Origin of the sequence: Streptosporangium vulgare, assembly GCF_042428775.1 — a bacterium.
Taxonomy (GTDB): Bacteria; Actinomycetota; Actinomycetes; order Streptosporangiales; family Streptosporangiaceae; genus Streptosporangium; species Streptosporangium vulgare.
The window spans coordinates 96,803-110,567 of sequence record NZ_JBHMBS010000026.1; the positions used below are offsets into that span (position 1 = coordinate 96,803).

Consider the following 13,765-nt stretch of genomic DNA (forward strand, 5'->3'; position numbering starts at 1 on the left):
CCCCGTTGGCGCACATCCCCACCTCACCCCAACCCCGCCGCCGGCGGGGCGAGGCCCCCTCTCATCCGGCCGGCGCGGGGGTGCTCGGGTGCCGGGCGCGCCACTCGCGCAGCAGGATGGCGTAGACGAGCTCGCTGGTCCACTCGCCCTTCATGATCTCGTTGTCGACGAAGTGGGCCTCGCGGCGCATGCCGAGTTTCTCCAGCACCCGGGCCGAGGCCTCGTTGCGGGCGTCGAGGCGGCCGACGACGCGGTGCAGGTCCAGGCCGTCGAAGCCCAACTCCAGCATGGCCCCGGCGGCCTCGGTGGCGTATCCCCTGCCGTGGTGGCCGGGGTGGAAGACGTAGCCGATCTCACCGGAGCGCTGTGCGCGGCTGTGCCAGATGAGGAGGACGTCGCCGAGCAGCTCGCCGGTGGCGGCCAGCTCCACCGCCAGGGTGAGGGACTGCCCCTCCTCCAGCAGCGCCGTCTCGTTGATCTTTCTTTCCAGTGCCTCGCGGGTCTGCTCGCGGTCGCGTGGCTCCCAGTACAGGTAGCGGGCGACCTCGGGCAGGCGGTGGATGGCGTACAGGGCGTCGAGGTCGGCCGGGGTGTAGGGGCGCAGGATCAGGCGTTCGGTCCGGATGGGATAGGAAGGCTTCAGCACCGGGCCAGACTAGGCCGCCCGCCGCGCGGCGGGCGAGGTGTTTTCAGGGGGCGAGGAGGGCGCGGGGCGCGGCCGGGGGCTCAGTGGGCGCCTCCGGCCAGGTTGAGCACCACGACGCCACCGATGATCAGGACGATGCCCGCGATCTTGGCGAGGTTGATCGTCTCGCCGAGGAAGAGCACGCCGATGGCGGCGATGGCGGCGGTGCCCGCCCCGGCCCAGACCGCGTAGGCGGTGCCGACCTCCATCTGCAGTTTGAGCGCCTGGGCCAGCAGGACGAACGCGGCGACATAACCGGCGACGACGAGGACCGACCAGCCCTTGTGGGCGAATCCGTCGCTCAGCTTGAGCGCGGTGGTCGCCACGATCTCGGCGATGATCGCTCCGGCCAGCATCAACCACGCCATGATTCCCCCACTCCCCCAAAAATGGGCACAAACATACCATTTTCCTTGGTCGGGGCGGCCCGGTCCCCGGTGCCGGGACCGTCCGGCGCCACGACCTGCCCGGCTTGCGAGCGGTGTCGAAAGCGTGTTCCACTGGGCCGCATGCCATGGGACGCGCCCGCCCTGCTCGATGCGCCGCCCGACGTCAGGCCGCGCATCGAGCGCTCCGCGCTGACCAGAGTCCACGGGGCTCTGACCTGCTACGAGGTGCAGGCGCGCACCGCGCTGGACCGCGCCCCCGACGGGTGGGCGGTCAGCCCCTACCGGGGGTGCGCCCAGGCCTGCCGTTACTGCTCGGTGCGCCGGGGGCACCGCTACCTGGGGCTGAACGCCGAAGGCGACTTCGACTCCCGGATCGTGGTGCGCACCAACATCGTGCGCAGGCTGCGCGCGGAGCTGGGCTCGCGCTGGGACGGCGAGCACGTCACCGTGGGGGTGGGGGGCGACTGCTACCAGGGCGCCGAGGAGGTGTACCGGCTGATGCCGGGCCTGGTCACCGCGTTGCGCGAGGCCGGGGCGCCGTTCACCGTGTTCACCAAGAGCCGGTTGATCCTGCGTGACGCCGACCTGCTGGCGGCCACCCCGGGGGCCGGGGTGGTGGTCTCGATCGCCTTCGTCGACGACCGGATCCGCCGCAGCGTGGAGCCCGGCGCCCCCAGCGCGCAAAAACGCCTGGAGCTGGTGGCCGAGCTGAACGAGCGGGGGGTGGCGTGCGGGGTGGCGATGGCGCCGATCCTGCCGCTGCTGACCGACTCCCCCGACCAGCTCGCGGCCACCGTGCGCCGCGTCGCCGACGCCGGGGCCGTCAGCCTCGTCCCGCACGTGCTGCGCCTGCCCCCCGGCGCCCGTGAGTCGTATCTCGCCTGGCTGGGCGAGCACCATCCGGCACTGGCGCCTCGCTACGCCGAGCTGTACGGCAGGGGCGCCGACGCCGAGCCGGGCTACGTGCGCGGCCTGACCGGGCAGGTGTCGCGGCTGGCCGCCCGCTACGGGATGGGCCCGGCGCGGCCCGAGCAGCCCCTGCCGCTCGCCCTGCCCCGGCAGGCCCAGCTCACCCTCCTCTGAGCCCCAAAAGGGGCAACATCCCCAAAAGGGGTAATAGGCGGCAAAGGGAATCTTTGTTCTGATTGTGGCGTCCGCCGCCGTGCCCTGGGGAGGGCATAGCGAGTACGGGCCCGCACGCCGGGCGGGCGTCCAGGCAATACCGGGGACGCTGACGAACGGGGAAGACCATGGGCAAGACGATGGCGCCGGGCAGGAGGCGGCGGGCCACGCGGACGCGCCGCGGTTTCACGGAGAACCCCGACGGGAGCTACACCACCCCGGGGCGCGGCCTGGAGGTCCTGGACAACCCGCTGCTGAACAAGGGCACGGCCTTCACCGCGGCCGAACGCCGGGAGCTGGGCCTGGACGGCCTTTTGCCGGCGGCGGTCGAGACGCTGGAGGAGCAGGCGCTGCGCGCGTACGCGCAGTATCTGGCACAACCGGACGACCTGCGCAGGAACATCTACCTGACGGCGCTGCAGGACCGCAACGAGGTGTTGTTCTACCGGCTGCTGAGCGATCACCTGTCGGAGATGCTGCCGGTCGTCTACGACCCGACGATCGCCCAGGCGATCGAGGGCTACAGCCACGAGTACCGCCGCCCCCAGGGCCTGTATCTGTCGGTCGACGACGTGGCGGGCATCGAGCGGGCCTTCGTCAACCTGGGCCTGGGAGCGGGCGACGTCGACCTGATCGTCGCCTCCGACGCCGAGGAGATCCTCGGCATCGGCGACTGGGGGGTGGGCGGCGGCGCGGGCATCGCCGTCGGCAAGCTGGCCGTCTACACCGCCGCCGCCGGAGTCGACCCCGCCCGGGTCGTCGCCGTGGCGCTGGACGTCGGCACCGACAACGAGAAACTGCTCAACGACCCCCTCTACGTCGGCAACCGGCACTCACGGGTGCGGGGGCGGCGCTACGACGACTTCGTCGACGCCTACGTCTCGGCGGCCACCGCCCACTTCCCCGGCGCGATGCTGCACTGGGAGGACTTCGGCCCCTCCAACGCCCGGCGCATCCTGGAGCGCTACACCGGGCGCCTGCCCACCTTCAACGACGACATGCAGGGCACCGGCGCGATCGTGCTGGCGGCCATGCTGGGCGCCGCCCGCGTCTCGGGCACGCCCATGCATGATCAGAGGATCGTCGTCTTCGGCGCCGGTACGGCGGGCATCGGGATCGCCGACCAGCTGCGCGACGCGATGGTGCGCGACGGACTGCGGGCCCAGGAGGCGACCCGCCGGATCTGGGCGGTCGACCGGCAGGGCCTGCTGACCGACGACATGTCGGGCCTGCGGGACTTCCAGACCCCCTACGCCCGCCCGGCCTCGGAGGTCGCCGGCTGGCTCAGGGACGCCAAGGAGAACGGGATCGGGCTGGCCGAGGTCGTCGACCGCGTCCACCCGACCATGCTGCTGGGCACCTCCACCGCGCACGGCGCCTTCACCGAGGAGATCGTGCGCGCGATGGCCGCCGCCGTCGAGCGGCCCGTCATCTTCCCCATCTCCAACCCCACCAGCCGCATCGAGGCGATGCCCGAGGACCTGATCCGCTGGACCGGCGGCCGCGCCCTGGTCGCCACCGGCATCCCGGTCGCCCCCGTCACCCACGACGGCCTCACCCACGTCATCGGCCAGGCCAACAACGCCCTGCTGTACCCGGGGGTGGGACTGGGGGTGATCGTCTCGCGTGCCCGGCGGGTCAGCGACGGCATGCTCCAGGCCGCGGCCGAGGCGGTCGGCTCGATGGCCGACGTGTCGGCCCCCGGCGCCTCGCTGCTGCCGCCGGTCGGCGACCTGCGGGAGGTCTCGGCCACCGTCGCCGTCGCGGTCGCCCGCCAGGCCGCCGCCGAGGGCCTGGCCCGCGTGGAGCTGTCCGACCCCGTCCAGCAGGTGCAGGACGCGATGTGGCAGCCGCGCTACCGGCCGGTCCGGGGAGCCTGACGGTGGCCGCCCGCCATCCGCGCCGCGCGAGGCAGGCCGCACCGCAGATCGGCGACGTGCCGATCGGGCTGCGGGCCTCGGGCACCCGTACCGAGAGCGACTCGATGGGGGAGATCGAGGTTCCGGCCGACCACTACTGGGGCGCGCAGACCCAGCGGTCGCTGATCCACTTCGACATCGGCGAGGACCGGATGCCCAAGGCCGTCTACCACGCCTACGGCGTCGTCAAGAAGGCCGCGGCCCTCGTCAACGGCGAGGCCGGGCGCCTGCCCGGCTGGAAGGCCGACCTGATCTGCCGGGTCTGCGACGAGGTCGTCGCCGGCGACCTGGACGCGGAGTTCCCGCTGTACGTCTGGCAGACCGGCTCGGGCACCCAGTCGAACATGAACGTCAACGAGGTGATCTCCAACCGGGCGATCCAGCTGCTCGGCGGCCGGCTCGGGAGCAAGGAGCCGATCCACCCCAACGACCACGTCAACATGGGGCAGTCCTCCAACGACACCTTCGTCACCGCCATGCACATCGCCGCCGTCCAGGCCGCCACCGGCCGCCTGCTGCCCGCGCTGGCGCGGCTGCGCGACGCCGCCGAGGCCCGCGGCCGCGAGTGGGAGCACGTGGTCAAGATCGGCCGTACCCATCTGCAGGACGCCACGCCGCTCACGGTCGGCCAGGAGTGGTCGGGCTACGCCGCCCAGCTCCAGGACGCCGCCGACAACCTCCGGCACGCCCTGGCGGGGCTGTACCGGCTGGCGATCGGCGGCACGGCGGTGGGCACCGGGCTGAACGCGCCGCCGGGGTTCGGGGACGCGGCCGCCGCGCGGATCGCCGCCCTCACCGGGCTCGCCTTCACCGGCGCCCCCAACGCGTTCGCCGCGCAGGCCTCCTGCGACGCGCTGGTGCGTTTCTCGGCGGCGCTGCGCACCCTGGCGGTGCCGTTGTTCAAGTTCGCCAACGACATGCGCTGGCTCGGCTCGGGGCCCCGTACGGGCCTGCACGAGCTGGTGCTGCCCTCCAACGAGCCGGGATCGTCGATCATGCCGGGGAAGGTGAACCCGACGCAGGCCGAGGCGGTGCTGATGGTCTGCGTCCAGGTGACGGGCAACGACACGGCGGTCTCGATGGCGGGCGCGGAGGGCAACTTCGAGCTCAACGCCTTCCGGCCGGTCGTCATCGACAACGTCCTGCGCTCGATGCGGCTGCTGGCCGACGCGATGGACCACTTCCGCGCCTATCTCGTCGAGGGCGTCCGGCTCGACACCGCCAGGCTGCGCGACAACGTCGACCGCTCGCTCATGATGGTCACCGCGCTCAGCCCGGCCATCGGCTACGACGAGGCCGCGCGCATCGCCCACCGGGCGCTGCGCGAGGACCTCACCCTCAGGGACGCCGCACTGAGGTCGGGGGTCGAGGAGGCCCTCTACGACAGGGTCGTCGACCCCGAACGCCTCACCCGGCCCGGGGTGGCCTCCCCCGCCCCGGCCTCCCCGCCCCGGACGGCGGGACCTGACGGGAACGGGACCTGAGGCCGCCCCTCAGAAGTGCTCCAGCAACTCGGGGAACCTGGCCAGCCGCAGCACCCGCTCGTCACCGGGGTCGAGGTCGCTCTGCTCCAGCGCCCAGGTGTGGTCGTTGGGGATGAACACGGCGTTCATTCCCGCCTGCCGGGCGGGCAGGATGTCCGACTTCGGGGAGTTTCCGATCATCCAGGTCGTCGCGGGCGCCAGCGCGTGCTCGCGGGCCAGCCACCGGTAGGTGCCGACGTCCTTCTCCGCCACGATGTGCACGTCGCGGAAGTGGTGGGCCAGTCGCGAGGCCTCCAGCTTGCGCCGCTGCTCGTCCAGGTCGCCCTTGGTGAGCAGGAGCAGCTCGTGGCGCTCGCCCAGGGCCGTGAGCGTCTCGGCGACGCCCTCGACCAGCTCCACCCGGCGCTCGACGAGGGCGAGGGCGAGCTCGTCGATGCGGCGGCGCTCGGCCGCGGTCGCGGGGCGCTCGCTCAGCCGCTCGAAGCACTCGCCGAGGCTGCGCAGGAACATCGTGCTGCCGTAGCCGTGGGTGACGGCGTTGGCCGCCTGGATGTCGTCGAGGACGGCGCGGATCTGGGCCCGCTCCAGGGTCGGATGCGCCAGCCAGTCGAGGAAGTCCTCGACGACCCGCTCGAACAGCACGTTGTTCTCCCACAGCGTGTCGTCGGCGTCGAAGATGAGCACCTGCTCCTGGAGCCTCACACGGTCCTCCCCCGAGAACGTCCTCTCCGGCCGCGCCCGTCGCGCCCGTCGTCGTGTTCGCCGCACACGCTACCGCGCCCGCCCCGCCGGGCGCGGCCCGTTTTCCGCCGTCCTCCGCGCCGCCCCGGGGTCACCAGGGTCACCGGCCCGCGCCGGTGCGCGGGAGAAGGCGACGGCGGGCTCGCCGCGTCGGGAGGGGGCGGGGTCAGGGCTGGGGTCAGGCCTTGGTCAGGGCGCTGCCCTTGCGCCATTCCTTGAACGACATCTGCCAGAAGCCCCAGCCGTTGTTCCACTCCATCTCGCGGTCGGTCCCCCTGATGGTGATCACGTCGCCGCGCTGGACCTGGTTGTAGAACCACCTGGCCTGGTCGGGGCGGGAGTTGATGCACCCGTGGCTGACGTTCTGGCGTCCCTGGGCCCACACGTTGTTCAGCGCGTGCACGTACTCGCCGCTGTTGGAGAAGCGGACCGCGTGGTTGATCATCAGGTCGTAGTAGCCGGGGTCGCCCTTCTTGCGGCCCGGGGAGATCATGCGCTCGGGGTTGGCCTTGCCCATCGCCAGGTGGACGCCGCTGGTGGTGGTGTACTCGCGCGTGCTGGCGTTGCCCGCGCTGATCAGCATGGTCTGCACGACCTTGCCGTCCCGCTTGACGATCATCTTGTGCTTGCGGGTGTCGATCGTGGAGATCTGGGCCGCGCCGATCTGGATGACCTTGGTCATGTCCTTCACGCCGTACATGTCCTTGCCGCCCTGCACGCCCTTGAGGCGGGCGGTGAAGGTCACCTTCTGGTGCGGCTGCCAGAACTTCGCGGTCCGGTAGATCACGGTTGTGTCGTTGATCCACCGCCACGCGCCCTGGACGGGCTTTTGCGCCTTGACCTCCAGGGCCTTCTCCACCCCGGCCTTGTTGGCGATCTGCTGGTTGAAGGTGACGATGATCGGCGCCCCCACGCCGACCTTCTCCCCTTTGATCGCCGGGGTGACGTCGGCCACCTCGAGTTCGTGCTCGGGCTTGAGCGTCCTGAAGGAACCGGTGGCGGTCGTGCCGTCCACCGCCCGGGCCGACACGGTGTAGTCGCTGTCCGGCATCATCGGCGTGGAGGAGATCCACTTCGTGCGCTCGGCGTCGAAGTCACCCTCCAGCTTCCGGCCGCCGCTCTCCACGGTGACCTCCTCCAACGCCCCGTTGGAGGCCGCGACGACGACCTTCTTGTTCGGGCGCACGGTCTTGCTGCCCTTGGCCGGGCTGATCTTTATCTCCGTCGCGGCCGGGGCGGTGGCGGAGACGGCGCCCGATCCGGCGCCCGGGCCGGCGGAAGCCTGCGGGTCCGCCCCCCCGGAGCAGGCGGTGACCAGCACCGCCGAGGTCGCCAGGGCCAGACCGGCCAGCGGCGTCCTGAGGCGTCGGCGTTCCACGATCAGCACAATTTCTCTCCCCAACTACAGCAAATTGCTCTTAAAACACTAATAGGAGATGCATGATGACTGTGCATGGTTGCGCCTGATTTGATAACGTTTCGGTCTCTTCGTAAAGTCAAAAAAGTGCCGACCGAGAGTCAGGAAAAGGCAAGGTGCCCACGTCACGGGGCCGGCCGCAAAAAGACCGCGCCGGCGAGGTGAGATCCGCTCGGGCGACATCGGATCACAAGCCGTCGCGCCCCGGCCGCATCAACGGCCCCCCGAGGGGCATGGGACAGTTGAAGACCCTGGCGTCGCGTACCGGATTCCCCCGGTCCGTCCCGGCGGCGGACGGAAGATAATCTGATCGATCCCCCTCCACACGGAAGCCCTGGGTGATGACGAGACCTCCCCCCCTGCGCGACCCCGGCCACACGCTCACCGCCGGCATGGACGCCGGCCACGACATCGGCCACGACATCGGCCACGACATCGGCCGCGGTGCGGGTGACGAGCGCGACGTCCCGCGGGCACCGGGTGAGGAGCTGCTGCGCGCCATCGTGGAGGCCAGCGGCGAGGGGGTCGTGCTGTGCGGCACCGACGGCGTCGTGGTGATGCTGAACGCCGCCGCGGCCGAGATGGCACCGGAGATCGTCCCCGGCCGCCCCCTGTGCTCGGGCCCTGCCGCGTCCCTGTTCGAAGGCGACCATCCCGAGGGCGAGAGCCGCGAGAGCGATCACGGGCAGCGCCGGATCCGGGTGCGCCGCGAGGTCTTCGGCCTCACCCACCGGGCCTGGTACCTGCGTGACGTCACCGCCGAGTCCGCCAGGACCGACGCGCTGCTGGCCGAGCGCCGGCGCACCGACTTCCTCATCGAGGCGGGCCGCAGGCTGTCGGCCTCGCTCAACATGCGCCGCTGCGCCCGTACCGCGATCGAGCTGGCCACCCCTTTCCTGGCCGACGCCGCCATGGTCGTGCTGCCGCCCTCGGGGCGCCGCCACGCCGGCTGGCTGCGCCTGACCAGCACCGACCGCTCCCTGCAGGAGGGCAACGTCGCCGTCGCCGACACCGCGCAGGTGCCCGGCCTGGCCGAGGCGCTGGCCGGTTTCCCGCCCGTGCCCAGCCGCTGGCTGGATCCGGGCCAGGTGCCCGGCTGGCTGCTGCCCGACAGGTTCGGGGCCGCGGGCCACCTCCTCGTCACCCCGCTGCCCGGCAACGGGGTGCCCGCCGGGGCGCTCGTGCTCGCCCGCCACGAGGACGGCCCGCCCTTCGACGAGGACGCCGAGACCCTGGTGCGGATCTTCGCCGCCCGGGCCGGGGCGGCGATCTCGGCCGCCGCCCTCTACCAGGAGCAGAGCGCCACCAACGCGATCCTCAGCAACGACCTGCTGCCCCCGCCGCTGCCCGCCCTGGCCGGCCTGGAGCTGGCCGGATCGCTGCGCGCCGCCCGCCAGACCGGGCTCATCGGCGGCGACTTCTACGACGTCTACCTGCCCGAGACCGGCAGGCCCGGCGAGCCGCTGGTGGTGCTGGGCGACGTCTGCGGCAAGGGCGCCCGCGCCGCCGTCCTGACCGGGCACATCCGCCACTGCCTGCGCACGCTGCTGCTGCTGGAAGAGCGCCCCGAGCGGCTGGTGGCCCTGCTCAACCGCTCCCTGCGCGGCTCGCCCGCGCCCAACTCCTACGCCACCCTCGTGCTCGGCACGCTCAGCGCCGCCCCGGACGGGCACGTACGCGTGGACCTGGCGGTCGCCGGGCACCCGGCGCCGCTGATCCTGCGCCTGGACGGCACCGTGCAGGAGAGCACCGCCCACGGTTCCATGCTCGGCGCGTTCGCCGACACCGTCCTGGACGTCGTCGGCGTCGACCTCGCCCCCGGCGAGGTGTGCCTGCTCTACAGCGACGGCATCACCGAGGCCTTCGGCGGCCCCACCGGCAGGGAGATGTACGGCGCCCAGCGGCTGAAGGCCGCCCTGGCCGACTGCGCGGGCATGCCGGTCGCGGCACTGGTCGAGCGGCTGGAGCAGATCAGCACCGACTGGCTGGGCGGCGACGTCCAGGACGACCGGGCACTGCTGGCGGTGCAGGCGAGGCCGGCCCGATGAGCACGCTGAGCACCTCGCTGAGCCCCGGGAGCACGGGAGACCCGGCAGACGCCGAAGGCACGGCGGGCGCGGCAGGCGCGGCAGGCAGGGCCGCGCCTCAGGACGCGGGCCTGCGCGAGGCGGTGGAGCGATACCTGGAGCACATCGGGCGGGCCGACGAGTTCGCCGCCATCGACCTGGTGCTCGGCCTGCTGGAGGAGGGGGTGCAGGCCGAGCGGCTGCTGCTGGGACTCATCGCCCCCGCCCAGCGGCGCGTGGGCGAGCTGTGGGCGGCCAACGAGTGGTCCATCGCCCGCGAGCACGGCGCCACCGCCGTCAGCGAGCGCGCCGTCGCCGCGATCGCCGCCCGCGTCCGGCCCGAGCCCACCCGCGGGCGCCTCACCGTCGCCTGCGCCGACGGCGAGTACCACGCGCTGCCCACCCGGCTGCTGGCCGAGGTCCTGCGCCTGCGCGGCTGGCGGGTCGACTTCCTGGGCGCCAGCGTGCCCGGCCCGCACCTGATCACCCACCTGCACCAGACCGGGCCCGACGCGGTCGCGCTGGGCTGCGCGCTGCCCACCCGCCTGCCCCGGGCGCACGCCACCCTCGCCGCCTGCCAGGCCGTCGGCGTGCCGGTCATGGCCGGCGGGTCCGGCTTCGGCGCCGACGGCCGCTACGCCCGCCTGCTGGGCGCCGACGCCTGGGCGCCGACCGCCGACGTCGCCGCCGACCGGCTGGAGCGCGGCGAGCTGACCGGCCCGCCCCGCCCGGCCGACGCGCCGACCCACCTCGCCGACGAGGAGTACACCCACCTGACGCGCCGGCGCGCCGAACTGCTCACCCGGGCGATGGAGACCCTGGCCCGCGCCTACCCGCCGATGGCGGCCTACGACCTCCACCAGGTCGACGCCACCGCCGCCGACCTGGGCCACCTCGTCGACTTCCTGGCCGCGGCCCTGTACGTCGACGACGTGCCGCTGTTCACCGGTTTCATCGGCTGGACCGGCGCCGTGCTCGCGGCACGCGGCGTCCCCGCCGAGGCCCTCACCGTGGGATTGCGCGTTTTCCACGACGAGCTGCGAGACTTCCCCCGTGCCCGCCACATGCTGGTCCAGGGGATCGAGGCGGCACCCGTCCCGGCACCGACCAGGAGATCTGACGTTTGATGTTCGACAAGACCCCGTTCCGTACCGAGGCGCGCGTCACCGCTCCGGACACCACCCTGCTCGTCCTCAGTGGTGACCTCGACTACGACACGGCCCCCGAGCTCTTCGGCTTCTCGAAGGAGCTGTTGCCCGGGGAGGTGCGCAACCTCGACCTGGACCTGTCGGGCCTGGAGTTCATCGACTCCTCGGGGGTGGCGGCCCTGATCGGCCTCTACAACTCCGCGAGCGAGCACGACATCACCATGCGGATCGTCGCCCTCACTCCCTACCTGCGCCACCTGCTGCGGGTGACCGCCCTCGACCGGATCTTCCGGCTTCCCCAGGAGCAGGAGTGAGCGCCGCCGGCCGGCGGTAGCGGGCGGCGGCGCGGTCCGTGCGATCCCTCAGCGGCCACGCAGGCGGTGGGTGAGACTGGTGTGGCGGCGCCCGGCCCCCCGGGTGCGCACCGCCTGGGCCAGCGCGCGGCGCGAGCCGACGATGACGACGAGCTTCTTGGCCCGGGTGATCGCGGTGTAGAGCAGGTTGCGCTGCAGCATCATCCACGCGCTGGTGGACAGCGGGATGACCACCGCCGGGTACTCGCTGCCCTGGGAGCGGTGGATCGACACCGCGTAGGCGTGGGCCAGCTCGTCGAGCTCGTCGAAGGCGTACTCGACGTTCTCGTCCTCGTCGGTCAGCACGGTCAGCTTGTGGTCGTCGGGCCTGATGTCGACCACCATGCCCACGGTGCCGTTGAAGACCCCCGCCGCGCCCTTCTCGTAGTTGTTGCGCAGCTGGGTGACCTTGTCGCCGACCCGGAAGACCCGCCCGCCGTAGCGGCGCTCGGGCATGCCCTCCCTGGAGGGGGTCAGCGCCTCCTGCAGCGCGTTGTTGAGGTTGCCGGCCCCGGCCGGGCCCCGGTGCATCGGGGAGAGGACCTGTACGTCGCGGCGCGGGTTGAGGCCGAACTTGCGCGGGATGCGGTTGGCGACCACGTCCACGGTGAGCGCCGCGATCTCCTCGGGCTCCTCGCAGGGGAACAGGAAGAAGTCGGTCATGCCCTCCAGCGCAGGGGGCAGGCCGGTGTTGACCCGGTGGGCGTTGACGACCACCCCCGACTCCTGCGCCTGGCGGAAGATGTGGGTCAGCCGCACCCGGGGGATCTCCTCCTCGGCGGCCAGCAGGTCGCGCAGCACCTCGCCCGCGCCGACCGAGGGCAGCTGGTCGACGTCTCCCACGAAGAGCAGGTGCGTGCCCGGGGCGACGGCCTTGACCAGCTTGTTGGCGAGCAGCAGGTCCAGCATCGAGGCCTCGTCGACCACGACCAGGTCGGCGTCCAGCGGGTTGTCACGGTCGAAGGTGGCGTCGCCGCCGGGCCGCAGCTGCAGCAGCCGGTGCACGGTGGTGGCCTCGTGGCCGGTCAGCTCCGCCAGGCGCTTGGCCGCCCTGCCGGTGGGCGCGGCCAGGATCACCTTGGCCTTCTTGGCGCGGGCCAGCGTGACGATGGAGCGCACGGTGAAGCTCTTGCCGCAGCCGGGGCCACCGGTCAGCACCGCGACCTTCTCCGTCAGCGCGAGCCGTACCGAGTGGGCCTGCTCCTCGGCGAGCTCGGCGCCGGTCCGGGTGCGCAGCCATGCCAGCGCCGTGTCCCAGTCGACGGAGGCGAAGGCGCCCAGCCGGTCGTGCTCGCAGGCCAGCAGGGAGCGCAACGCCCCCGCCAGGGACAGCTCGGCCCGGTGGAAGGGCACCAGGTAGACGGCGGGAACGCTGCCGTCGCCGACCGGGACGTCCTCGCGGACCACGCCCTCCTCGGCGACCAGCTCCTCCAGGCACCGCGCGGTCAGCTCGGCGGGAACCTCCAGGATCTTCACCGCGTCGCCGACGAGGTTGGGCGCCGGAAGGTAGCAGTGGCCGTCGTCGGCGGCCTGGGACAGGGTGTAGCGCAGGCCCGCCTTGACGCGCTCGGGGCTGTCGTGCGGGATGCCCACGGCCTGGGCGATGGTGTCCGCGGTCTTGAAGCCGATGCCCCACACGTCGTCGGCGAGCCGGTACGGCTCGCTTTTGACGACCGTGATGGACCTGTCGCCGTACTGCTTGAAGATGCGGACCGCGATCGAGGTGGACACCCCGACCCCCTGCAGGAAGATCATCACCTCTTTGATGATCTTCTGCTCCTCCCAGGCGACACCGATCATCTTGGTCCGCTTGGGGCCGAGCCCGGGGACCTCGACCAGCCGCTCGGGGGTGTTCTCGATGACCTCCAGGGTGTCGACGCCGAAGTGGTCGACGATCCGCTCGGCCATCTTCGGCCCGATGCCCTTGATCAGCCCGGAGCCCAGATAGCGCCGGATGCCCTGGATGGTGGCGGGCAGCACGGTGGCGTAGGACCACACCTCGAACTGCTTGCCGTACTTGGGGTGGGAGGCCCAGCGCCCGGTCAGCCGCAGCGACTCGCCGGGCTGGGCTCCCAGCAGCGGCCCGACCACGGTGAGCAGGTCGGCGCCGGAACGGTCGGTGGCCACCCGGGCGATGGTGTAGCCCGTCTCCTCGTTGGCGTAGGTGATGCGTTCGAGGACGGCGGAGATGGAGACACCCGTGACCCCGCGTTGCTCCGGCTGCACGCCACCTCCTTCGCGCTGAACCCGCTCGCGCAAGTGTAGGACAGCGCGGAAACCCCGGACGCGCGTTCACCCCCCTCCCCTCCCGCCCCGGGATTCCCCGGAGGGTGCGCACGCCGTCGATTCGCGATGAGGCGCCCGGAGCACGGGGGGCGGGGCTTCCGCCTCACGGTCGCGCCTACCTCGGCAGGGTGAGGATTTCGGCTCCGTCGTCGGTG

Annotated in this window: 11 protein-coding genes; 6 read left to right on the plus strand and 5 right to left on the minus strand. The window is 72.3% G+C overall.

The genetic code is table 11. The features are described from left to right. Window positions 1–61: 61 nt before the first annotated feature. Window positions 62–646: a GNAT family N-acetyltransferase gene (locus tag ACFFRH_RS35520; protein ID WP_386161880.1), complete on the minus strand. Its 585-nt coding sequence runs from the start codon at window positions 644–646 to the stop codon at window positions 62–64. An 80-nt stretch (window positions 647–726) separates the two neighbouring features. Continuing rightward, entirely contained in the window at window positions 727–1,053 is a 327-nt protein-coding gene (locus ACFFRH_RS35525; protein WP_386161881.1) for a DMT family transporter, read from the minus strand. 141 nt (window positions 1,054–1,194) lie between these two features. Between ACFFRH_RS35525 and ACFFRH_RS35530 the strand changes: the two genes are divergently transcribed. The 3 genes from ACFFRH_RS35530 to fumC all read left to right on the plus strand — a co-directional run bounded on the left by ACFFRH_RS35530 (window position 1,195) and on the right by fumC (window position 5,599). Further along, window positions 1,195–2,157 carry a radical SAM protein gene (locus ACFFRH_RS35530; protein WP_386161883.1) on the plus strand — a complete coding sequence of 321 codons (963 nt, stop codon included), beginning with the start codon at window positions 1,195–1,197 and terminating at the stop codon, window positions 2,155–2,157. Between the two features lie 167 nt (window positions 2,158–2,324). Beyond that, window positions 2,325–4,076 carry an NAD-dependent malic enzyme gene (locus ACFFRH_RS35535; RefSeq protein WP_386161886.1) on the plus strand — a complete coding sequence of 584 codons (1,752 nt, stop codon included), beginning with the start codon at window positions 2,325–2,327 and terminating at the stop codon, window positions 4,074–4,076. Continuing rightward, window positions 4,040–5,599: a class II fumarate hydratase gene (gene fumC, locus ACFFRH_RS35540; RefSeq protein WP_386161888.1), complete on the plus strand. Its 1,560-nt coding sequence runs from the start codon at window positions 4,040–4,042 to the stop codon at window positions 5,597–5,599. The genes ACFFRH_RS35535 and fumC overlap by 37 nt, the downstream gene beginning before the upstream one ends. Window positions 5,600–5,608: 9 nt before the next feature. Here fumC and ACFFRH_RS35545 read toward each other — a convergent pair whose 3' ends face one another. Both ACFFRH_RS35545 and ACFFRH_RS35550 read right to left on the minus strand, forming a co-directional pair. Further along, complete coding sequence (locus ACFFRH_RS35545; RefSeq protein WP_386161890.1) at window positions 5,609–6,301, minus strand: HAD family hydrolase; 693 nt, start codon at window positions 6,299–6,301, stop codon at window positions 5,609–5,611. A 217-nt stretch (window positions 6,302–6,518) separates the two neighbouring features. Next, complete coding sequence (locus ACFFRH_RS35550; protein WP_386161892.1) at window positions 6,519–7,727, minus strand: L,D-transpeptidase; 1,209 nt, start codon at window positions 7,725–7,727, stop codon at window positions 6,519–6,521. Window positions 7,728–8,098: 371 nt separating this feature from the next. Between ACFFRH_RS35550 and ACFFRH_RS35555 the strand changes: the two genes are divergently transcribed. The 3 genes from ACFFRH_RS35555 to ACFFRH_RS35565 are packed head-to-tail and all read left to right on the plus strand — an operon-like array spanning window position 8,099 to window position 11,285. After that, window positions 8,099–9,805 carry a SpoIIE family protein phosphatase gene (locus tag ACFFRH_RS35555; RefSeq protein ID WP_386161894.1) on the plus strand — a complete coding sequence of 569 codons (1,707 nt, stop codon included), beginning with the start codon at window positions 8,099–8,101 and terminating at the stop codon, window positions 9,803–9,805. Further along, a complete protein-coding gene (locus ACFFRH_RS35560) occupies window positions 9,802–10,950 on the plus strand; it encodes a cobalamin B12-binding domain-containing protein (RefSeq protein WP_386161895.1) in 1,149 nt (382 codons plus the stop codon). The genes ACFFRH_RS35555 and ACFFRH_RS35560 overlap by 4 nt, the downstream gene beginning before the upstream one ends. Beyond that, entirely contained in the window at window positions 10,950–11,285 is a 336-nt protein-coding gene (locus tag ACFFRH_RS35565; RefSeq protein WP_386161897.1) for an STAS domain-containing protein, read from the plus strand. The genes ACFFRH_RS35560 and ACFFRH_RS35565 overlap by 1 nt, the downstream gene beginning before the upstream one ends. Window positions 11,286–11,333: 48 nt before the next feature. Here ACFFRH_RS35565 and recD2 read toward each other — a convergent pair whose 3' ends face one another. Then, a complete protein-coding gene (gene recD2, locus ACFFRH_RS35570; RefSeq protein WP_386161899.1) occupies window positions 11,334–13,550 on the minus strand; it encodes an SF1B family DNA helicase RecD2 in 2,217 nt (738 codons plus the stop codon). Window positions 13,551–13,765: the final 215 nt, after the last annotated feature.

What these genes read in the sequence shown, in the direction of transcription:
- ACFFRH_RS35565 (WP_386161897.1), top strand. Translation starts at nt 10,950, where the DNA reads ATGTTCGACAAGACCCCGTTCCGTACCGAGGCGCGCGTCACCGCTCCG.
- ACFFRH_RS35530 (WP_386161883.1), top strand. Translation starts at nt 1,195, where the DNA reads ATGCCATGGGACGCGCCCGCCCTGCTCGATGCGCCGCCCGACGTCAGG.
- ACFFRH_RS35555 (WP_386161894.1), top strand. Translation starts at nt 8,099, where the DNA reads ATGACGAGACCTCCCCCCCTGCGCGACCCCGGCCACACGCTCACCGCC.
- ACFFRH_RS35535 (WP_386161886.1), top strand. Translation starts at nt 2,325, where the DNA reads ATGGGCAAGACGATGGCGCCGGGCAGGAGGCGGCGGGCCACGCGGACG.
- ACFFRH_RS35525 (WP_386161881.1), bottom strand. Translation starts at nt 1,053, where the DNA reads ATGGCGTGGTTGATGCTGGCCGGAGCGATCATCGCCGAGATCGTGGCG.
- ACFFRH_RS35560 (WP_386161895.1), top strand. Translation starts at nt 9,802, where the DNA reads ATGAGCACGCTGAGCACCTCGCTGAGCCCCGGGAGCACGGGAGACCCG.